Source organism: Pseudomonas sp. SMV7 (assembly GCF_052041995.1).
Lineage (GTDB): Bacteria > Pseudomonadota > Gammaproteobacteria > Pseudomonadales > Pseudomonadaceae > Aquipseudomonas.
In genome coordinates, this window is sequence record NZ_JBKGGT010000010.1 from 122,643 (window position 1) to 142,248 (window position 19,606).

General features: G+C 63.3%; 18 protein-coding genes. 9 read left to right on the top strand and 9 right to left on the bottom strand.

The window, feature by feature from the left end; genetic code table 11:
• Window positions 1-2 precede the first annotated feature (2 nt).
• On the bottom strand, window positions 3-1,802 hold the full coding sequence (lepA, locus tag ACLEJP_RS14425) for a translation elongation factor 4 (protein ID WP_025340425.1): 1,800 nt from the start codon (window positions 1,800-1,802) through the stop codon (window positions 3-5).
• A 208-nt stretch (window positions 1,803-2,010) separates the two neighbouring features.
• Here lepA and ACLEJP_RS14430 point away from each other — a divergent pair, with 208 nt between their 5' ends.
• Window positions 2,011-3,207, top strand: a complete 1,197-nt coding sequence (locus tag ACLEJP_RS14430) for a hypothetical protein (RefSeq protein ID WP_440807349.1) — start codon at window positions 2,011-2,013, stop codon at window positions 3,205-3,207.
• 49 nt (window positions 3,208-3,256) lie between these two features.
• Here the strand turns inward: ACLEJP_RS14430 and ACLEJP_RS14435 are convergent, their stop codons facing one another.
• From ACLEJP_RS14435 to rpoE, 4 genes are all read right to left on the bottom strand, one after another.
• Window positions 3,257-4,657, bottom strand: a complete 1,401-nt coding sequence (locus tag ACLEJP_RS14435) for a DegQ family serine endoprotease (protein ID WP_440807481.1) — start codon at window positions 4,655-4,657, stop codon at window positions 3,257-3,259.
• A gap of 221 nt (window positions 4,658-4,878) precedes the next feature.
• Entirely contained in the window at window positions 4,879-5,841 is a 963-nt protein-coding gene (locus ACLEJP_RS14440) for a MucB/RseB C-terminal domain-containing protein (protein WP_440807350.1), read from the bottom strand.
• A gap of 12 nt (window positions 5,842-5,853) precedes the next feature.
• Complete coding sequence (locus ACLEJP_RS14445; RefSeq protein ID WP_225779040.1) at window positions 5,854-6,444, bottom strand: sigma-E factor negative regulatory protein; 591 nt, start codon at window positions 6,442-6,444, stop codon at window positions 5,854-5,856.
• A 31-nt stretch (window positions 6,445-6,475) separates the two neighbouring features.
• Complete coding sequence (gene rpoE / locus ACLEJP_RS14450; protein WP_003252049.1) at window positions 6,476-7,057, bottom strand: RNA polymerase sigma factor RpoE; 582 nt, start codon at window positions 7,055-7,057, stop codon at window positions 6,476-6,478.
• 435 nt (window positions 7,058-7,492) lie between these two features.
• Between rpoE and nadB the strand changes: the two genes are divergently transcribed.
• Window positions 7,493-9,097 (top strand): L-aspartate oxidase, encoded by a 1,605-nt coding sequence (gene nadB / locus ACLEJP_RS14455; protein ID WP_440807353.1) that lies wholly within the window; start codon window positions 7,493-7,495, stop codon window positions 9,095-9,097.
• Window positions 9,098-9,214: 117 nt separating this feature from the next.
• Here nadB and ACLEJP_RS14460 read toward each other — a convergent pair whose 3' ends face one another.
• Both ACLEJP_RS14460 and ACLEJP_RS14465 read right to left on the bottom strand, forming a co-directional pair.
• Window positions 9,215-9,673, bottom strand: a complete 459-nt coding sequence (locus ACLEJP_RS14460; protein ID WP_440807356.1) for a protein YgfX — start codon at window positions 9,671-9,673, stop codon at window positions 9,215-9,217.
• Entirely contained in the window at window positions 9,657-9,911 is a 255-nt protein-coding gene (locus ACLEJP_RS14465; protein ID WP_170032071.1) for an FAD assembly factor SdhE, read from the bottom strand. The genes ACLEJP_RS14460 and ACLEJP_RS14465 overlap by 17 nt, the downstream gene beginning before the upstream one ends.
• A gap of 134 nt (window positions 9,912-10,045) precedes the next feature.
• Here ACLEJP_RS14465 and ygfZ point away from each other — a divergent pair, with 134 nt between their 5' ends.
• Together ygfZ and ACLEJP_RS14475 are read left to right on the top strand one after the other, a co-directional pair.
• Entirely contained in the window at window positions 10,046-10,987 is a 942-nt protein-coding gene (gene ygfZ / locus ACLEJP_RS14470; RefSeq protein WP_440807359.1) for a CAF17-like 4Fe-4S cluster assembly/insertion protein YgfZ, read from the top strand.
• Between the two features lie 55 nt (window positions 10,988-11,042).
• Complete coding sequence (locus tag ACLEJP_RS14475) at window positions 11,043-11,849, top strand: HDOD domain-containing protein (protein ID WP_440807361.1); 807 nt, start codon at window positions 11,043-11,045, stop codon at window positions 11,847-11,849.
• A 63-nt stretch (window positions 11,850-11,912) separates the two neighbouring features.
• Here ACLEJP_RS14475 and ACLEJP_RS14480 read toward each other — a convergent pair whose 3' ends face one another.
• Together ACLEJP_RS14480 and ACLEJP_RS14485 are read right to left on the bottom strand one after the other, a co-directional pair.
• The gene (locus ACLEJP_RS14480) at window positions 11,913-13,292 is read right to left on the bottom strand and encodes a sensor histidine kinase (RefSeq protein ID WP_225779045.1); all 1,380 of its coding nucleotides are present in this window, start codon (window positions 13,290-13,292) and stop codon (window positions 11,913-11,915) included.
• On the bottom strand, window positions 13,285-13,956 hold the full coding sequence (locus ACLEJP_RS14485; protein WP_186677597.1) for a response regulator: 672 nt from the start codon (window positions 13,954-13,956) through the stop codon (window positions 13,285-13,287). Before ACLEJP_RS14485 ends, ACLEJP_RS14480 begins: the two co-directional genes overlap by 8 nt.
• Before the next feature lie 199 nt (window positions 13,957-14,155).
• On the opposite strand from ACLEJP_RS14485, the gene ACLEJP_RS14490 reads away from it, so the two are divergent.
• From ACLEJP_RS14490 to ACLEJP_RS14510, 5 genes are all read left to right on the top strand, one after another.
• Entirely contained in the window at window positions 14,156-15,445 is a 1,290-nt protein-coding gene (locus tag ACLEJP_RS14490) for an OprD family porin (protein ID WP_440807366.1), read from the top strand.
• Between the two features lie 60 nt (window positions 15,446-15,505).
• Window positions 15,506-16,486 (top strand): Bug family tripartite tricarboxylate transporter substrate binding protein, encoded by a 981-nt coding sequence (locus ACLEJP_RS14495; protein WP_296229923.1) that lies wholly within the window; start codon window positions 15,506-15,508, stop codon window positions 16,484-16,486.
• Between the two features lie 96 nt (window positions 16,487-16,582).
• A complete protein-coding gene (locus ACLEJP_RS14500) occupies window positions 16,583-17,041 on the top strand; it encodes a tripartite tricarboxylate transporter TctB family protein (RefSeq protein ID WP_440807368.1) in 459 nt (152 codons plus the stop codon).
• Between the two features lie 3 nt (window positions 17,042-17,044).
• Window positions 17,045-18,559: a tripartite tricarboxylate transporter permease gene (locus tag ACLEJP_RS14505; protein ID WP_440807371.1), complete on the top strand. Its 1,515-nt coding sequence runs from the start codon at window positions 17,045-17,047 to the stop codon at window positions 18,557-18,559.
• Entirely contained in the window at window positions 18,552-19,583 is a 1,032-nt protein-coding gene (locus ACLEJP_RS14510) for an AbrB family transcriptional regulator (RefSeq protein ID WP_440807374.1), read from the top strand. Before ACLEJP_RS14505 ends, ACLEJP_RS14510 begins: the two co-directional genes overlap by 8 nt.
• Window positions 19,584-19,606: the final 23 nt, after the last annotated feature.

A 19,606-nucleotide genomic window follows, 5' to 3' on the forward strand; every position in this document is an offset into this window, starting at 1 on the left:
ACCTAGCTATCCAACCTGAGCACGGCGAGGAAGGCTTCCTGTGGAATTTCCACGTTGCCCACCTGTTTCATGCGTTTCTTACCGGCCTTCTGCTTCTCCAGCAGTTTCTTCTTACGGCTGACGTCACCACCGTAGCACTTGGCCAGTACGTTCTTTCTGAGCGCCTTGACAGTGGTACGCGCGATGATCTGGCCGCCGATAGCTGCCTGGATCGCCACGTCGAACATCTGCCGGGGGATCAGTTCCTTCATCTTCTCGGTCAACGCACGGCCTTTGTAGGCTGCGTTGTCGCGGTGCACGATCAGGGCCAGGGCATCGACCTTGTCACCGTTGATCAGTACGTCCAGCTTGACCAGGTTGGCCGACTGGTAGCGATCGAAATGGTAATCCAGCGAAGCATAGCCGCGGCTGGTGGACTTGAGGCGGTCGAAGAAGTCCAGCACCACTTCGTTCATCGGCAGGTCGTAGCGCACCTGCACCTGGCTGCCGAGGAACTGCATGTCGCGCTGCACGCCACGCTTCTCGATGCACAGGGTAATGACGTTACCCAGGTGCTCCTGCGGCACCAGAATGGTCGCGGTGACGATCGGCTCGCGGAAATCAGCGACCGCCGAGACGTCTGGCAGCTTCGACGGGTTGTCGACGGTAATGGTTTCGCCGGTTTTCAACTCGAGCTCGTAGATCACGCTTGGCGCGGTGGTGATCAGGTCCAGGTCGTATTCGCGCTCCAGGCGCTCCTGGATGATCTCCATGTGCAGCATGCCGAGGAAGCCGCAACGGAAGCCGAAGCCCAGTGCATCGGAGCTTTCCGGCATGTATTGCAGCGACGAGTCGTTCAGGGTCAGCTTCTGCAGGGCATCGCGGAAATCTTCGAAGTCGTCGGAGCTGACCGGGAACAGGCCGGCGTAGACCTGCGGCTGGATTTTCTTGAAGCCTGGCAGCACTTCGACTTCAGGGGTCGAGGACAAGGTCAGGGTGTCACCAACCGGGGCACCGTGGATGTCCTTGATGCTGGCGATGATAAAGCCCACCTCACCGGCCTTCAGGTCGGCGGTCTGGGTGTGTTTCGGGGTGAATACACCGACACTGTCGACCAGGTGCACCTTGCCGGTGGACTTGACCAGGATCTTGTCGCCTTTCTTGACGCGGCCATGGCGCACGCGCACCAACGAGACCACGCCCAGGTAGTTGTCGAACCAGGAGTCGATGATCAGCGCCTGCAGCGGCGCCTCGATGTCGCCTTCCGGCGCGGGGATGGTCTGCACCAGGCGCTCGAGCACCTCGTCCACGCCCATGCCGCTCTTGGCACTGCAGGCCACGGCGTCTGTGGCGTCGATACCGATGATCTTCTCGATCTCGTCCTTGACGCGGTCCGGGTCAGCCTGGGGCAGGTCCATCTTGTTCAGCACCGGCATGACTTCCAGGCCCTGCTCGATGGCGGTGTAGCAGTTGGCCACGGACTGGGCCTCGACGCCCTGGCCGGCGTCAACCACCAGCAGCGCACCCTCGCAGGCCGCCAGCGAGCGCGAAACTTCGTAGGTGAAGTCGACGTGGCCGGGGGTATCGATGAAGTTCAGCTGGTAGACCTTGCCGTCCTGCGCCTTGTAGTTGAGCGTGACGCTGTGGGCCTTGATGGTGATACCGCGCTCGCGCTCCAGGTCCATGGAATCGAGCACCTGGGCTTCCATTTCGCGTGCCGACAGGCCACCGCACATCTGGATGAAACGGTCGGCCAGCGTCGACTTGCCATGGTCGATGTGGGCGATGATGGAGAAATTGCGGATATGACTCAAATCACTCACGGGTCAACACTCGAAAAGGCTGCGAGCCGGACGCCCGCCGAAAAATAGCCGGGAATTGTACCTTAAGCCGCAGCAGGCTGCCACGACCACTGACCGACCAAACCATACGCACCCTGTACGGCTACCGCTGCAACCTATCATTTCTGTCAGTAGAGCCCCTTGCCACGCCCTCCTAGAATGGAGGCCCAGACAACCCGAGGGCTAGCCAATGAAACAGGTACGACAAGCCGGCGCATTGAATCCTGAGTTTGGCATCGGAGGCATTGCAGAACTCCCTACCTTCAATGGCTGGACCGACAGGCACAGCACCGGCATGACATTCCAAGGTTCCAGAATCCTGGTAGGAGCGCGGGCATTCCATGCCCCGTGGGAAAACTACGCCATGGCACGCTTCGGTGCAGACGGAAAGCGTGATCTGACGTTCGGACAAAATGGAGCGGTTGCAGGTGAGTTTTCCGATGGTGCGCTTTCCAGTTGCGAAGACATCACCAGCTCGCCCAGCGATAGCGATGCAATCTGGCTTCTCGGGCGCGCACAACCGGACTCTTCCACTCCCGGACGGCTTTTGCTGGCAAAATTCGATCGCGACGGCAAAGACTCGCCCGTCGAGCACACGCTGGAAGTCGAAGAAGGTGCGTCGCCTCTGAGGCAACAATCCCGCCTGACCCTGCACGACGATAACATCCTGGTTTCCGCCAATTTCGACGTCGGGCTGCCCCGCATCTACAAGCTGGATGCCCACGGCAATCCCGGCTTCAGAGGCAAGCAGTACATCCAGGTCAAATTCGCAACGGATGAAGTCAGAATTGCCGCCCTGGCCGTCAGCGGCGAGGCCTTCCTGGCCAGCGGCTCGCTGAAAAAACCAGACGGCAGCAACGCCGGCTTCGTGGCGCGCTTCCATCCGGACGGCACACTCGACACGCAGTTCGGCAACCAGGCAGGGTTTCTTGTGCTCAGAGCAAACGAGAACAATACCTGGAGCCACGGACTGGTGGTCCAACCATCGGGGCAGTTGACCGTGGTTGGCCAATCACAAGACGCCACAACCGAGGCGAAACGAGCTCTGATCTGGCAATTCACTGCACAAGGGGCAATCGACCCCAGCTTCAACCAAGGCGAACCACTGCTGATCGGCTTCGACGGAGGCAATGAAGATGGCTGGTACTCGGCCGTCGTTCAGCCAGAGGGAAAGTTGCTGGCATTTGGCCGCTCAGCAACTGATACGGTTTATGCCATGCGCTTCAACGCCGACGGCAGCGTGGATGACGCTTTCCAATTGGCATTGGTCTTGACCGCTACAGACCGGATTGAATCGCTCTGGCGCTTGAACGATACCCTGCTTGCCATAAATGCGACTGGCCCGGCCGGGCCGACAGGCATGGTATTCAGTTTCCTGAACACATAAAAAGAACCCGGCGCATCAGGCGCCGGGTTCTTACTGAAACGACAAGCCTTTATTCAGCCAGCTTGAAGGTAATGAAGCTCGCGCGCCCCTGACGCAACACACGCATCGACACCGAACGGTTCTTCGGCAGCTCCTTGGCAATTTCGGTGAATTCCTTGGCCGAGCCGATGGCCTGGTTGTTCAGGTGGCTGATGATGTCACCTGGACGCAGGCCGATCATTGCGGCCGGGCCATCCTGGACTTCCTTGATCACCACACCGCCTTTCAGCTCCAGGGATTTCTTCTGCTCGGCGGTCAGGTCGGCCACCGATACGCCCAGGCGGTTGCTGCTACGCTCGGCACTGCCTTCGGCGCCAGTGGTGATGTCGGCGTCGTCGTCCGGCAATGCACCGACACTGATGTCCAGGGTCTGGCGCTTGCCATTGCGGATGATTTCCAGCTTGGCCTTTTCGCCATCCTTGAGGCTACCCACCAGGTGCGGCAGGTCTGCCGACATGATGATCGGTTGGCCGTTCATGCTCAGGATCACGTCACCGACCTGCAGGCCGCCTTTGGCGGCAGGGCCGTTTTCCAGTACCTGGGCGACCAGCGCGCCGGCCGGTTTTTCCAGACCGAAGGACTCGGCCAGGTCCTTGTTGACCTCCTGGATCACCACACCAAGCCAGCCACGGCTGACCTTGCCGTCTTTCTTCAACTGGTTGGAAACATCGATCGCCACATCGATCGGGATGGCGAACGACAGGCCCATGAACCCGCCGGAACGGGTGAAGATCTGCGAGTTGATACCCACCACCTCGCCGTTCATGTTGAACAGCGGGCCACCGGAGTTGCCGGGGTTGATGGCCACGTCGGTCTGGATGAACGGCACATAGGTGTCGTTGGGCAGGGTACGGCCCTTGGCACTGACGATGCCTTTGGTCACCGAGTGGTCGAAGCCGAACGGCGAACCGATGGCCAGCACCCACTCGCCCACTTTCAGTTTTTCCGAATCCCCCAGCTTCACGGTCGGCAGGTTCTTGCCCTCGACCTTGAGCAGGGCCACGTCGGTGCGCGGGTCGGTGCCGACCAGCTTGGCCTGCAGCTCGCTGCGGTCCGACAGGCGGACGATGATCTCGTCGGCATCGGCCACCACGTGGTTGTTGGTCAGCACGTAGCCATCGCTGGAAATGATGAAGCCCGAACCCAGCGATTGAGCTTCGCGCTGGCGGTCACCGCGCGGCGAGCGTGGCTGCTGCGGCATGTTGCGCTCGAAGAACTCGCGGAACATCGGCGGCAGGCCTTCCAGGTCTGGCATCTCCCCGGCGGCCATGCGGCGGTCCGGCAGCTTCTGCTTGGTACTGATGTTGACCACGGCTGGCGAGGCCTGCTCGACCAGGGTGGTGAAGTCCGGCAGGGCTTCCTCGGCCTGGGCGGTGAGCACCTGGCCGAGCATCAGCACGGCGGCGAACATCGATAGGTAGGATTTCAAGCGTGGTATTGACATACGGCTCCCGTCACAACGAGCGGTAGTTTAGAAAGGCCCTGCCCAAAGCAGGAAAGGCCAGGCTCCAAGAAGCCTGACCTATAGAAAATTTGCCGAAGGATTGCAAATGACAATGCTTTAATTTCATTTCAGGCGCATGTCCGCTTGCCTGGACACCGCCGGCAGATACCGCCGGCAAAGGCGCGCAATCACTGGCGCGCCTGGGCATCCTGGGGACGCATGGACAGGGCCACACGCTCTGCAGTACCCAGCGGAATTTCGCCAACCACGGTGACCATCACCTTGCCCTTGGGCGTGTTCAGGCGCCGCGATACTGCCGACGTGGGGCCAAGCTGGGTACGCATGTCGCTCCCGCCGTCATCGTCCACCTGTTCGAGGAAGACCGAGAAGCGTGCCAGGCCATCGTCATACATCAGGCTGCTGACCGCACCACCCTGCTTCGGATCACGGCGCACCGAACTGTTGACCAGTTCGAACCCTGGCGGCAGCCAGTCCGAACGCCAACCGGCGACCTTGTCATTGCTGGCGGCGGCCACATGTTGCACGGGTTTGCACGCAGCGCTGGCACGCAGGTCTTCGTCGCTGGGCACTTCAACATCGAGACGGGTCATCTGGAAGCGCTCCAGCAACTGCCCCTTGTCATTGATCATCAACGAGCGCAGCGGCAACCCGGTTGCGCGGTCCAGATGCAATTCGAAGGCATAGCGGTGCTGGTCACGCGGGGTGAGCGTCACGATCACGGCATCGCGCCCGGCGACGCGCGACTTGCCCGCCACGCTCAAATCGTACCAACCCATCAGTTTCAGGGGATCAAGCAGGCGCTGGGCGGCGTCCGCAGGCGGCGTCACGCCACCGGCCAAAGCACCGCTGACGCATTCGACCTTGCCATCCACGCGCACGACTTCCTGGGCAGCGCCGTCGAGCTGCAGGAGCCGCTCGCTGACCTTGCCGTTTTCGACCTTGTGCCAGATCTCGTGGGAGGAGAAGCTGCCGTTACGTTCGTAGACAAAAGAGCCCTGGTAGCTCTGCTTTTGCTCGGCCTGTGCCAGCTTGTTCAACCACTCGCCCGCCTCGGGCGAGGAATTGGCCGCCAATGCTGGCACCATCATGCAGCTGCCAATCAGCAGCGACAGGAGAGGTAGCGCGCGCATGATCCTCCTTACTTAACGGTTTTCCAGGCTGGCGGCGCGGGCATACGGCAATGCGGTTTCAGTGCCCTTCAGCGCAGATTCCTGGGCATGCTGGCGCAGGTAGCCTGGCAGACGCTGATCCCAGCCGGCCTGGTTCTGCAGCACGCCGTTGGCCATCGGCCCGGTCGGTTGCTCACTGCTCTCACTATAGCCTGCCAAAACGGCAGGGCCCTGTGCTTGTGGCACAGTCAGCCCTTGCTGGGCAGGTTGCTGGGCAGCCAGCTGGGCGCCAGTGATCTCGTCCTGGTTGTACATGCGTACACCGGCCAGCACCGCAACGGTAACCGAGGCAGCTACCGCCAGGCGGCCAATGCTGCGCCATGGGCCCTTCTTGACCTTGGCCGGCACGGCCTCGTCAGCCAGGGCGGCAGAAACCGCGGAGGCGATATCCAGGTTCGGCAGCAGCAGCTCCTTGTGCATGGCTGCGCGGGCAACCTGGTAACGCGACCAGGTGGCACGGGTTTCAGCATCGTCGACGGCATTCAATACCCGACGCAGTTCAAGCTCGTCCGCTTCGTTATCCATTACCGCGGACAGCGATTCCTGCAAAGCTTCACGACTCATGGCGGTTCCTCTCTTGGCTGTCGCCGCTGTCTCAGGTTTCCTGCAACAACGGTTGCAGGGCTTTGTCTATGGCCTCCCGAGCGCGGAAGATTCGAGAGCGCACGGTACCCACCGGACATTGCATGACACTGGCAATGTCTTCGTAACTCAGTCCGTCGAACTCGCGCAGGGTCAGGGCCGTGCGCAGGTCTTCCGGCAGTTGCTGGATGGTGCGATGGACAGTGCCTTCGATTTCATCCCGCAACAACGAGCGCTCTGGGGACTCGAGATCCTTGAGACCATGATCGCCGTCGTAAAACTCCGCATCCTCAGAGCTCACATCGCTGTCTGGTGGCCGTCTTCCACGGGACACCAGGTAGTTCTTCGCCGTGTTGATGGCGATGCGGTAAAGCCACGTATAAAACGCACTGTCTCCGCGGAAATTGCCAAGCGCACGGTAGGCCTTGATGAAGGCTTCCTGTGCTACATCCTGGGCCTCGTGGGTATCGTGAACGAACCGCACGATCAACCCGAGAATCTTGTGCTGATACTTCAGCACCAACAGATCGAACGCTCGCCTGTCGCCGCGCTGAACACGCTCGACAAGCTGCTGATCCTCTTCCTGGGTTAGCATGAACACTCCTCAGTGAACTCGAAGGAGCGTTGCAGCAGCCATCGTTCAGGCTTGCAACCATAGACTCGGGCTTTACGCAAAAGTTCTCCCCTCCAAGCAAGTTTCCTGCAGCCCTTGGTCGGCTTGCACGGAAGACGCTGCACGGTCACGGCCGGCTACGTCGATAATCAAGGTTTCGAGTACGCAGGGACAGCCTGGACAGGCCTGCCGCCCTGCGTCGCCGCGGCAAATTGTGGCGTACGGGCAGCCTTCATAGGATTTCCGGCTGTATCGGAAAGTTCCCACAAAGGTTGTCGCGACCAGGCAAGTGGCATGGAAATTGGCCACCCTGGGCTGCTATAAAGGCAACCCGGCCAGCTTTAACAATAGTTTCACAATGCCATCGGCGCGTGACTATTGTGCCGCGCCCCTTCCGAAGATTACTAGTGTCCCGACATGAGCCAACAATTCCAACATGATGTCCTGGTGATCGGCAGCGGTGCCGCCGGTCTCAGCCTGGCGCTGAACCTGCCCAGTCACCTGCGCGTCGCCGTGCTCAGCAAGGGCGACCTGGCTAACGGCTCGACCTTCTGGGCCCAGGGCGGTGTCGCAGCGGTGCTGGACAATAGCGATACCGTGCAGTCGCATGTCGAGGACACCCTCAACGCCGGCGGTGGCCTGTGCCATGAACAGGCGGTGCGGTTTACCGTCGAGCACAGCCGTGAAGCCATCGAATGGCTGATCGAGCAAGGCGTGCCTTTTACCCGCGATGAGCACTACAGCGTCGACGATGGTGGCTTCGAGTTCCACCTGACCCGCGAAGGCGGCCATAGCCACCGGCGCATCATCCATGCTGCCGACGCCACCGGTGCCGCAATCTTCACCACGCTGCTGGCCCAGGCCCGCCTGCGCCCGAACATCCAGTTGCTGGAGCAGCGCGTGGCGATCGACCTGATCACCGAACGGCGCCTCGGCCTGCCCGGCGAGCGCTGCCTGGGTGCCTATGTGCTTGACCGCAATACCGGCGAAGTCGACACCTTCGGCGCGCGCTTCACCGTGCTGGCTACGGGCGGCGCAGCCAAGGTCTACCTGTACACCAGTAACCCCGATGGGGCCTGCGGCGACGGTATCGCCATGGCCTGGCGGGCCGGTTGCCGGGTGGCGAACCTGGAATTCAACCAGTTCCACCCGACCTGCCTGTATCACCCGCAAGCCAAGAGTTTCCTGATCACCGAAGCCCTGCGCGGCGAAGGCGCCCTGCTGCGCCTGCCCAATGGCGAGCGCTTCATGCCACGCTTCGACCCTCGCGAAGAGCTGGCCCCGCGTGACATCGTGGCCCGCGCCATCGACCATGAAATGAAGCGCCTGGGTGTGGACTGCGTCTACCTGGACATTACCCACAAGCCGGCCGACTTCATCAAAAGCCACTTCCCTACCGTGTATGAGCGTTGCCTGACCTTTGGCATCGACATCACTCGCCAGCCGATCCCGGTGGTACCGGCGGCGCACTACACCTGTGGCGGGGTCATGGTGGACGACCGCGGCCACACCGATGTGCCGGGGCTGTATGCCATCGGCGAAACCAGCTTCACCGGGCTGCACGGCGCCAACCGCATGGCCAGCAATTCGCTGCTGGAGTGCTTCGTCTATGGTCGTGCTGCCGCGGCCGACATCCAGGCGCACCTGGATGAGGTGGACATGCCCAAGGCCCTGCCGGGCTGGGACGCCAGCCAGGTCACCGACTCGGACGAAGACGTCATCATCGCGCACAACTGGGATGAATTGCGGCGCTTCATGTGGGACTACGTCGGCATCGTGCGCACCAGCAAGCGCCTGCAGCGGGCCCAGCACCGCATTCGCCTGCTACTGGACGAAATCGACGAGTTCTACAGCAACTACAAGGTCAGCCGCGACCTGATCGAGCTGCGCAACCTGGCGCAGGTGGCGGAGCTGATGATCCTCTCGGCCATGCAGCGCAAGGAAAGCCGCGGGCTGCATTACACACTGGATTACCCGGGGATGCTGGCCGAGGCCAAGGACACCATCCTCAACCCGATTTGAATCTGCGTCGCGGCCTTCGCGGGCGCGCCCGCTCCCACAGAGATCCCGCTGCCTTGCAGCCTTGCGCAGTACCTGTGGGAGCGGGCAAGCCCGCGAAGAAGCCAACTCGGTATGGCTTTATGCCCGGCTCACTCCTGCCCACCTGCGCCGGCTGAACTTCAACCGCACCCGCAAGCGCCGGTGCTCATCGGCCCCCAGCGCGTCGCGCGGTACGCATTGGCTCTGCCCCAGCCAGCGCCCTGCCCGCACAAAGCGCAACACCACCAGCTCCGGCAACGCCACACTGTCCCTGCACAAGCGCACCGGCTGCCAGCCGCCGGCACGGCTGAATACCTGCCAACCGCGCACATCACGACGCACGCCCACGACGGCATGCTCATGCGTCAGCAAAATACGTCGGGGAATGGCCCAGCCAGCATGGGCGATACAGGTGGCGACGACGGCAAGGGCCTGCCACCCGGGCAGCGGGCTCGCCCAAACGGCGAGCCATGCCAGCACCTGGCAAACCAGGTAGGCCGTCAGCAGCCGGCGCGAGCCGTGCCAGCGGCACTCGAAACACTCACTTGGGCTGGACACGGTCCAGGATGATGCGGACCATGCGCTGCAGCTCCGGGTCTTCAGACTCGGTGCGCTCCATGAACCAGCCGAACATGTCCTGATCTTCGCAGCTCAACAGACGCACATAGAGTTCGCGGTCAGCCTGGTTGAGCGTGGGGTAGACTTCCTGGGTGAAAGGTACCAGCAGGACGTCCAGTTCCAGCATGCCGCGGCGGCTGTGCCAGAAAAGCCGGTTGAGTTCAGTTTGTTCGACCATGGGGCCCTCCTCGAATGGCCCGCCAGTATACAGCCAGGCGAGCGAAGCGACACCGGGCGTTGGTCTAGTCACCTACCTATTTTGTTACCGGCGTTCTATGATGGCCGCCAGTCTTTAAGCCACCGCGATGACCCATGGCCGATTCCGCTTTCTTCTGCCCCCTGTCCCACGAGGGCATCCTCGCCGTCCGCGGCTCCGATGCAGGCAAGTTCCTGCAAGGCCAGCTGACCTGCAACATCAACTACCTCAGCCCGGAACACGCCAGCCTCGGCGCCCGCTGCATGGTCAAGGGGCGCATGCAGTCAAGCTTCCGCATCCTGCCCGAAGGCAATGGCTACCTGCTGGCCATGGCCAGCGAGTTGCTCGAACCCCAGTTGGCTGACCTGAAGAAGTACGCCGTGTTTTCCAAGGCCACACTGACCGATGAAAGTGCCGCCTGGGCACGCTTCGGCCTGCAGGGTGGCGAAACGGCATTGCGGGCGCTGGGGCTCGATGTGCCCGCTGCCGCTGGCAGTACCGTTCGTCATGAAGGCCTGGTGGCTGTCGCCGTTTCCGCAGGGCGCGTGGAGCTGTGGGTGCCAGCCGACAACGCCGGCAAGGTACGCCAGGCGCTGGCCGCAGCCCTGCCCGAAGGCAGCCTCAACGACTGGCTGCTGGGGCAGATTCGTGCCGGTATCGGCCAGGTCATGGGGCCGACCCGTGAGCTGTTCATTCCGCAGATGATCAACCTGCAGGCCGTCGACGGCGTCAGCTTCAAGAAAGGCTGCTACACCGGACAGGAAATCGTCGCCCGCATGCAGTACCTGGGCAAGCTGAAGCGTCGCCAGTACCGGCTGGCCCTGGACCAGCAAGCCATTCCGGCTCCGGGTGAGGAGATTTTCTCGCCCACCCATGGTTCCTCCGTCGGTGAGGTGGTGCTTGCCGCCAGCACGGGTTCGGGCTGCGAGCTGCTCGCGGTGCTCAGCGCCGAAGCAGTGGACGATGACAACCTGCACCTGGGCAGCCTCGGCGGCCCGCGCCTGCAGGTACTGACCCTGCCCTACGAACTGGACCGCGACCGGGAAATCCAGCGCTGACCAGCCTGCCCCGCCCCCGTGGCGGGGCCGCACCACCACTGCGGTAGACACGCCCATGAACAAGCTGGCCGAGATGGTTCAAGCACAATTGCTCGATGCCATCGAAAAGGATGACCTGGTCCTGCCGACCCTGCCCGAGGTTGCCTTGAGCATCCGCGAGGCAGCGGAAGACAGCGAAATCAGCGTAGCGGCCCTGAGCAAGGTGATCAGTCGCGATGCGGCGCTTTCAGCGCGCCTGATCAAGGTTGTCAACAGCCCGCTGCTGCGCGCGGCGGTCGAAGTCACCGACTTGCACACTGCCATCACGCGGCTGGGTATCAACTACAGCTGCAACCTGGCCATTGGCCTGGTGATCGAGCAGATCTTCCACGCCCGCGCTCCGGCGGTTGAACAGAAGCTTCGTGATATCTGGGCCAACAGCCTGGATGTGGCGGGTATCAGTTACGAGATCTGTCGGCGGTTCACGCAACTCAAGCCCGACCAGGCCACCCTCGGCGGGCTGGTCCACCAGATTGGCGCGCTGCCGGTATTGATCTATGCCGAAGAGCACAACGAGCTGCTGTCCGACCCGGTGTGCCTGCATTACGTGATCGAACACATCCAGCCAGTGCTGGGCGACAAGATCCTCAAGGCCTGGGATTTCCCGGAGCAGCTGGTCAACCTGCCCGGCCAGGTACAGGACCTGGACCGGCAGACCGACCGGATCGACTATATCGACATCGTGCAGATCGCTCGTTGCATCAGCCAGCGCGGTCGCCACCGGCCGTTGGCGGCGCTGCCGGCGTATCGCCACCTGGGCCTGCCGTTCGGCACCGAGCTGGAGGTAGATGAACTGATCGATGCGCGGAGCATGCTGCGCTGACCGGCGCCGGCCAGTGCCGGCCTGTTCGCGGGTGAACCTGCGAAAGGGCGGGCCCTGGTCATCTCAATCAGCGATAAAGCTCACCCGCACCCGCAACCCGCCTTTTGCACCATCATGCAAGCTCACCTGCGCCAGGTGCGCCCGGCAGATTTCACCAACAATGGCCAAGCCCAGCCCGCTCCCCTGCGCACTGCGCCGATAGAAGCGCTCGAACACTCGCTCACGCTCGGCCTCGGGAATCCCCGGCCCGTCGTCTTCCACTTCCAGCACCGCTGGCGCCAGCACCCGCAAGATCACGTTCCCGCCCGCAGGCGTATGCGCCAGCGCATTGTCCACCAGGTTGCTCAACAGCTCGTTGAGCAGCGTCGGCTCCCCTTTCAGCCACACCGGCGCTTCGGCTTCCAGGGCCAGCGCCACCCCACGCTTGTGCGCCAGCGGGGCCATGGCCATGCCCAGTTCGCGCGCCAACTGGCTCAGGTCCAGGCGCTGCGCGCCGCCTTCGGCAATCGCCCGCGCGCCGTTCTCGACCCGCGCCAGCGACAACAGCTGGTTGGCCAGGTGGGTCAGCCGATCGGTACCCTGGGCCGCGGATTCCAGGGTCTGCCGCCATTCCTGTGGTTCCGATGAACGCAAGCCCAGCTCGACCCGGGCCTTGAGCGCGGCCAACGGCGTGCGCAATTCGTGGGCAGCGTCGGCAATGAATTGCGCCTGCCGCTCGAACTGGCCGCGCAAGCGCTCGGTGAAGTGGTTCAAGGCCCGAACCAGCGGGCCGAGTTCATGTTGCACCTGCACCACCGGCAATGCCCGCAGGTCGTCCGGCTGGCGCTCTTCCACCGCCGTCCGCAAGCGCTCCAGTGGCCGCAACGCGGCGCTCACGGCAAACCACACCAACACCAGCGCACCCAGTGCCAGCATGCCCAGACGCAACAGGGTATCGGCCATCAGGCCACGGGCCATGCGCACCCGGGCTTCCTCTGTCTCGGCCACGCGGATTTCCGCCATGCCGTTCATGTTGGGTTCGCTCACCGGCTTCAACAGGCTGACCACGCGCACGTCCTGGCCCAGGTAGGTGGCGTTGTAGAACCGCGCCAGCGCCGGGTAGTCATCGGTTCGCGGCGTGCCCGGCGGCGGCGCAGGTAGGTTCTCGTAGCCGGAGATCAGCCGCTGCTGGATGTCCAGCACCTGGTAATAGATGCGTCCGGCACTGTCGTAGGCAAAGGTGTCCAGGGCCACGTACGGCACGTCCGCGCTGAGCGAGCCGTCGCGCTGGGACAGGCCAGCGGCAATGGTCCGCGCCGAGGCCAGCAAGGTCCGGTCATAGGCCGTGTCGGCGGCCTCGCGGCCATTCCAGTAGGCGCTCAGGCCGCTGGCCAGCATCAGCACCACCAGCAGCAAGGCCAGGTTGCCGAGCAAGCGCCCGCGCAGGCTGCCGTTGTCACGCATCGCGGTGCTCGAGCAGGTAGCCCAGGCCGCGGAAGGTGACGATGGCAACCGGGTGACCGTCGAGCTTCTTGCGCAGGCGGTGGATGTAGATCTCGATGGCGTCGGGGCTGGCCTCTTCGTCGAGGCCGAACACCTGGGCGGCCAGTTGCTCCTTGCTCATCACCCGCCCCGGGCGCGCGATCAACGCTTCCAGCACACTCTGTTCGCGCGAAGTCAGGGTCAGGTTGTCGTTGCCCAGGGCGAAGCGCCGGGTGTCCAGGTCGTACACCAGCGGCCCGCAGCGTTGCTGGCGCTCGCCGCCGAGCACGCTGCGGCGCAGCAGGGCCTTGACCCGGGCTTCCAGCTCGGTCAGCTCGAACGGCTTGGCCAGGTAGTCGTCGGCGCCCAGGTTCAGGCCGTGGACACGGTCCTTGACGTCGCTGCGTGCGGTCAGCATCAGCACTGGCAAGGTCTTGCCGCGACCGCGCAGGCGCGCCAGCACCTCGAAACCGTCCATGCGTGGCAGGCCGACGTCCAGCACGGCCACGGCATATTCCTCGCTGGCCAAGGCCAGGTCGGCGGCCACGCCGTCGTGCAGCACGTCGACGGTCAGGCCATGGCTCTTCAAGGCCTGGGCCACGCTTTCGGCCAGTTGCAGGTGGTCTTCGACCAGCAGCACACGCATCGGATTCTCCCTGCTCGGGTGGGGCGGTGGCGCGGAGTGTACCGCTGTCGGCAGGCCTGTGAAGCCCTGTCGACAAACCTTTCACGCTGAAAGGTTAGCGAAAGGTTGATTACCTAGCATCGCACCACGGTCGCCCTTCGCGCCGAACAAAGCACCAGCAAGGTGCAACCAATAAGAACAATAATCGGAGCCAACAGTGATGCTGTCATTGCAGCCGCAGGCGTTCACGCCTACCCGTTCCTTTGCCGCACGCCCCTCTGCCATCGCCAGCGCCCTTGCGCTTGCCGGTGTCGCCCCGATCAGCCAGGCCGCCTTCTTCGAAGACAGCACGGCAACCTTCGAAACCCGCAACATGTACTTCAACCGCGACTTCCGCGACGGCACCAGCGCGCAGCAATCCAAGCGCGACGAATGGGCCCAGGGCTTCATGGTCAACTTCGAGTCCGGCTATACCGACGGCACCGTAGGCTTCGGCCTGGATGCGCTGGGCATGCTCGGCATCAAGCTCGACTCCAGTCCCGACCGCACCGATACCGGCCTGCTGCCCACCCATGATGACGGCAAGGCTGCCGACGAGTATTCCAAGCTGGGCCTGACCGGCAAGGTGAAGGTATCGCAGAGCGAACTGAAGATCGGCACCCTGATCCCGGAACTGCCGACCCTGCAACCCAACGACGGACGCATCCTGCCGCAAACCTTCGAAGGTGGCCTGCTCACCTCGAAGGAGATCAAGGGCCTGACCTTCACCGGCGGCCGCCTGGACAAGGCCAAGGATCGCAACGACACCAACTGGGAAGACCTGGCCCTGAACAACAAGAACGGCCGCTTCGGTGGCTCGTTCAGCGCCGACAATCTGGACCTGGCCGGCCTCGACTACCAGTTCACCGACCGCATCACCGGCAGCTATCACTTTGCCCAGCTGGATGACATCTACCGTCAGCATTTCATCGGCCTGCTCGCCACCCAGCCATGGGGCCCGGGCACCTTCGGCGCCGACCTGCGCCTGGCCGTGAGCGACGACGCCGGCGCTGCCAAGGCCGGCAACATCGATAACACCACCCTCAACGGCATGCTCAGCTACGCCCTGGGCGGGCACAAGGTCAGCGCCGCCTGGCAGCAGCTGTCCGGCGACAGTGCCTTCCCCTACATCGATGGCGCCGACCCGTACCTGGTCAACTTCGTCCAGATCAACGACTTTGCCAATGCCGACGAGCGTTCCTGGCAGGCGCGCTACGACTACAACTTCGCCGCGCTCGGCGTGCCCGGCCTGACCTTCATGACCCGCTACATCAGCGGTGACAATGTCAGCCGCGCTGCAGGTGGCGAGGGCAAGGAATGGGAACGCGATACCGAAATGAAGTACGTGGTACAAAGCGGCCCGTTGAAAAACGTCGCCGTACGCCTGCGCAACGCCACCTTCCGTTCCAATTTCGCCCGCGATGCCGACGAAGTCCGGCTGCTGGTGAGCTACAGCGTGGCGCTGTGGTAAACCGATCGCGCTAACCCAACAGCGGTAAACCGATAACAACAACGCTTACGGAGATAACCGATGACCTTTTCACTGCGCCGCCTCGTCCTCGCTACCGGCTGCCTGCTGCTGGCCGGCAATGCCCTCGCTGGCGAACCGAAACGCCCTGAATGCATCGCCCCCGCCTCACCCGGCGGCGGCTTCGACCTGACCTGCAAGCTGGTGCAAAGCGCCCTGGTGGAGGAAAAGATCCTCAGCAAGCCGATGCGCGTCACCTACATGCCAGGTGGTGTCGGCGCAGTGGCCTACAACGCCGTGGTAGCCCAACGGCCGGCCGATGCCGGGACCTTGGTCGCCTGGTCCAGCGGCTCGTTGCTGAACCTGGCCCAGGGCAAGTTCGGCCGTTTCGATGAAAACGCGGTGAAATGGCTGGCCGCCGTCGGCACCAGCTACGGCGCCATCGCGGTGAAGAGCGACTCGCCCTACAAGACCCTCGATGACCTGGTCGCGGCGCTGAAGAAAGACCCGAGCAAGGTGGTGATCGGCTCGGGCGGTACCGTTGGCAGCCAGGACTGGATGCAGACCGCGTTGATCGCAAAGGCGGCGGGCATCAACCCGCGCGACCTGCGCTACGTGGCCCTGGAAGGCGGTGGCGAAATCGCCACGGCGCTGCTGGGCGGGCACATCCAGGTGGGCTCGACCGACATCTCCGACTCCATGCCACACATCCAGAGCGGCAACATGCGCATTCTCGCGGTGTTCTCGGAAAACCGCCTGGACGAGCCCGAGATGAAAGACATCCCCACCGCCAGGGAACAGGGCTACGACATCGTCTGGCCTGTGGTGCGTGGTTTCTACCTCGGGCCGAAGGTGAGCGACGAAGACTACGCCTGGTGGAAGCAGTCGTTCGACAAGATGCTGGCCTCGGAAGACTTCGCCAAGCTGCGTGACCAGCGCGAGTTGTTCCCGTTCGCCATGACCGGTGAAGAGCTGGACGGTTATGTGAAGAAGCAAGTGGCTGACTACAAGACCCTGGCCAAGGAATTCGGCCTGATCCAGTAACACGCCAACACCGCTCTTTGCAGGAGCGGCCTTGTGTCGCGCAAGGGCGCTCCTGCAGAGGGTCTGCGCCTTGCCGAAAAACCAGAGGATTCCCCCATGATCCTGCAACGCATCTTCGCCCTGGCCCTGCTGGCGGTGTGTGCCGCCCTGGCCGTGATGGCCTGGCCTTACCAGGCGGCGTTTTCCTATGAACCGGTGGGCCCGCGTGCCTATCCGCTGCTGATGCTCGGCCTGATGGGCCTGGGCCTGCTGTACCTGGTGTTCCGCCCCACGCCCATCGTGCGCAAGGACGACGAGCCGGAACTGGACCGCGAAACCCTGACCAAGATCAGCGCCTGCGTCGGCCTGCTGATCGTGTTCGCCAGCACCTTCGAAGCCCTGGGCTTCATCCTCAGCAGCATCCTGATCGGCGTGCCCATGGCGCGCCTGTACGGCGGCCGCTGGCTGCACAGTTTCATCGTGGTGGCAGGCATGAGCCTGTTCCTCTACTGGCTGTTCGACCGCGTGATGGACGTGCCCCTGCCCCTTGGCCTGCTGAGCGTACTGGAGAACTGACACATGGATACCTTGAGCTACCTGGGCCAGGGCTTCGGCGTCGCCCTGTCCCCCTACAACCTGGTCACTGCCCTCACCGGTACGCTGATCGGCACCGTGGTCGGCCTGCTGCCGGGCCTGGGCCCGATCAACGGCGTGGCCTTGCTGATCCCCATCGCCTTCGCCCTCGGCCTGCCGCCGGAGTCGGCGCTGATCCTGCTGGCAGCGGTGTACCTGGGCTGCGAATACGGCGGCCGGATCAGCTCGATCCTGCTGAACATCCCGGGCGAGGCCTCGACCGTGATGACCACCCTCGATGGTTACCCGATGGCCCGCAACGGCCTGGCTGGCGTGGCGCTGTCATTGTCGGCATGGAGTTCGTTCATCGGTGCCTTGATCGCCACCTGCGGCATGGTGCTGTTCGCCCCGCTGCTGGCGAAATGGGCGATTGCCTTCGGCCCGGCGGAATACTTCGTGCTGATGGTGTTCGCCATCGTCGCCCTTGGTGGGATGGCCGGTGACAAGCCGCTGAAGACCTTCATCGCCGCACTGATCGGCCTGTTCCTGTCGGCCGTCGGCATCGACGCCAACAGTGGCGTGTACCGCTTCACCGGCGACAGCGTGCACCTGGCCGACGGCATCCAGTTCGTGGTGCTGGTGCTGGGCCTGTTCTCCATCAGCGAGATCCTCCTGCTGCTGGAAAAAACCCATCATGGCCACCAGGCGGTCAAGGCCACCGGGCGCATGCTGTTCAACCTCAAGGAAGCCGCCTCGGTGTTCGTGGTCAACATCCGCTGCGGCCTGCTGGGCTTCGTCATGGGCGTGCTGCCAGGCGCCGGTGCAACCCTGGCCAGCGCCGTGGCGTACATGACCGAGAAACGCATGGCGGGCGAAAAAGGCAATTTCGGCAAGGGTGATCCCCGCGGCCTGGCTGCCCCGGAAACCGCCATCGGCGCCTCCTGCTGCGGTGCCTTGGTACCCATGCTGACCCTGGGCGTACCCGGCTCGGGTACCACGGCGGTGATGATCGGTGCACTGACCCTGTACAACATCACCCCCGGCCCACTGTTGTTCGAACAGCAGCCAGACATCGTCTGGGGCCTGATCGCTTCGTTGTTCATTGCCAACATCATGCTGGTGATCCTCAACATTCCGATGATCCGCATCTTCACCCGCATCCTGGCCGTGCCGAACTGGGCACTGGTGCCGGTGATTGCCATCATCACCGCGATCGGCGTGTACGCCGTGCATGCCACCACCTTCGACCTGTTCCTGATGGTCGGCATCGGCATCATGGGCTACATCCTGCGCAAGCTGGACTTCCCGCTGTCGCCGATCCTGCTCGGTTTCATCCTTGGCGGGCTGATGGAACAGAACCTGCGCCGGGCGCTGTCGATCTCCAACGGCGAACTGGGCATCCTCTGGTCGAGCACGATCAGCCTGTCGGTATGGGCACTGACCATCTGCATGCTAACCCTGCCGCTGCTGCGCATCTGGCGCAAGCGTAGCCTGCAACGCCGGGCGATGGCCGATGCCTGAGCGTAGCTTGCCGCTGTCTGTCGCGACCGGGCTGGTCGGCCTTGCGGGCGGTTTTGCCGCCAGCCAGGTCGGCTGGCCGTTGCCATGGATGGTCGGCGCGCTGTTGGCGATCATCCTGGTACGCTGCCTGACACCCTGGCAACTGCCGGAAATCCCCAACGGCCGCAAATGCGGGCAATGGATCATCGGTATCGGTATCGGCCTGCACTTCACCCCGGCGGTGATCGAGCAAGTGGCCAGCCATTTCGCACTGATCTTCTTCGCCGCGCTGTTCACCACCGTATCCAGCGTGCTCAGCGTATGGCTGCTGCGGCGCAGCGGTGAAGACCGCGCCACTGCGTTCTTCGCCAGCATGCCCGGCGGTTCGGGGGAGATGGTCAACCTTGGCGCGCGCAATGGCGCTGCGCTCAGCCAGGTGGCGGCAGCGCAGAGCCTGCGCGTGCTCGCGGTGGTGCTGTGCGTCCCCGCGCTGTTCAAGTTCCTGCTGGGTGACGGGGTGCCGCTGAATCATGCCGGCAGCGTGAGTTGGGGCTGGCTGGCAATAATTGCTCCGCTGGGCATTGCCGTTGCGTTGCTTTGGCAACGCATGCGCCAACCCAACCCATGGTTGTTCGGGCCTTTGCTGGTGGCGGCCACGGTTAGCCTGGCGGCCAACCTGCAGATCGGCCTGCCCGGTGGCGCCAGCCAGATCGGCCAGTGGCTGATCGGCAGCGGCCTGGCCTGTCACTTCAACCGCGCGTTCTTCCGCCGTGCGCCTTCGTTCCTCATGCGCACCTTGGTCGCAACGGCACTAGGCATGGCGATCGCCGCCAGCGCAGCCTGGGTGCTGAGCGTGATGACCGCGCTGGACCTGCGGTCGCTGACCTTGGGCATGATGCCCGGGGGAATTGCCGAGATGAGCCTGACCGCCGAGACCTTGCAGCTATCGGTGCCGTTGGTGACAGCGCTGCAGGTGATGCGGCTGTTGCTGGTGCTGTTCCTGGCAGAGCCGCTGTTCCGGCTATGGAATGCCAAGCCGGAATGATCGCGTCGCGTTGTTCTCGGTCT

What these genes read in the sequence shown, in the direction of transcription:
- ACLEJP_RS14445 (WP_225779040.1), bottom strand. Translation starts at nt 6,444, where the DNA reads ATGAGTCGTGAAGCTTTGCAGGAATCGCTGTCCGCGGTAATGGATAAC.
- ACLEJP_RS14430 (WP_440807349.1), top strand. Translation starts at nt 2,011, where the DNA reads ATGAAACAGGTACGACAAGCCGGCGCATTGAATCCTGAGTTTGGCATC.
- ACLEJP_RS14465 (WP_170032071.1), bottom strand. Translation starts at nt 9,911, where the DNA reads ATGGTCGAACAAACTGAACTCAACCGGCTTTTCTGGCACAGCCGCCGC.
- ACLEJP_RS14480 (WP_225779045.1), bottom strand. Translation starts at nt 13,292, where the DNA reads ATGCGTGACAACGGCAGCCTGCGCGGGCGCTTGCTCGGCAACCTGGCC.
- nadB (WP_440807353.1), top strand. Translation starts at nt 7,493, where the DNA reads ATGAGCCAACAATTCCAACATGATGTCCTGGTGATCGGCAGCGGTGCC.
- ACLEJP_RS14440 (WP_440807350.1), bottom strand. Translation starts at nt 5,841, where the DNA reads ATGCGCGCGCTACCTCTCCTGTCGCTGCTGATTGGCAGCTGCATGATG.
- ACLEJP_RS14495 (WP_296229923.1), top strand. Translation starts at nt 15,506, where the DNA reads ATGACCTTTTCACTGCGCCGCCTCGTCCTCGCTACCGGCTGCCTGCTG.
- ACLEJP_RS14510 (WP_440807374.1), top strand. Translation starts at nt 18,552, where the DNA reads ATGCCTGAGCGTAGCTTGCCGCTGTCTGTCGCGACCGGGCTGGTCGGC.
- rpoE (WP_003252049.1), bottom strand. Translation starts at nt 7,057, where the DNA reads ATGCTAACCCAGGAAGAGGATCAGCAGCTTGTCGAGCGTGTTCAGCGC.
- ACLEJP_RS14505 (WP_440807371.1), top strand. Translation starts at nt 17,045, where the DNA reads ATGGATACCTTGAGCTACCTGGGCCAGGGCTTCGGCGTCGCCCTGTCC.
- ACLEJP_RS14500 (WP_440807368.1), top strand. Translation starts at nt 16,583, where the DNA reads ATGATCCTGCAACGCATCTTCGCCCTGGCCCTGCTGGCGGTGTGTGCC.
- ACLEJP_RS14485 (WP_186677597.1), bottom strand. Translation starts at nt 13,956, where the DNA reads ATGCGTGTGCTGCTGGTCGAAGACCACCTGCAACTGGCCGAAAGCGTG.
- ygfZ (WP_440807359.1), top strand. Translation starts at nt 10,046, where the DNA reads ATGGCCGATTCCGCTTTCTTCTGCCCCCTGTCCCACGAGGGCATCCTC.
- ACLEJP_RS14435 (WP_440807481.1), bottom strand. Translation starts at nt 4,657, where the DNA reads ATGTTCGCCGCCGTGCTGATGCTCGGCCAGGTGCTCACCGCCCAGGCC.
- ACLEJP_RS14490 (WP_440807366.1), top strand. Translation starts at nt 14,156, where the DNA reads ATGCTGTCATTGCAGCCGCAGGCGTTCACGCCTACCCGTTCCTTTGCC.
- ACLEJP_RS14475 (WP_440807361.1), top strand. Translation starts at nt 11,043, where the DNA reads ATGAACAAGCTGGCCGAGATGGTTCAAGCACAATTGCTCGATGCCATC.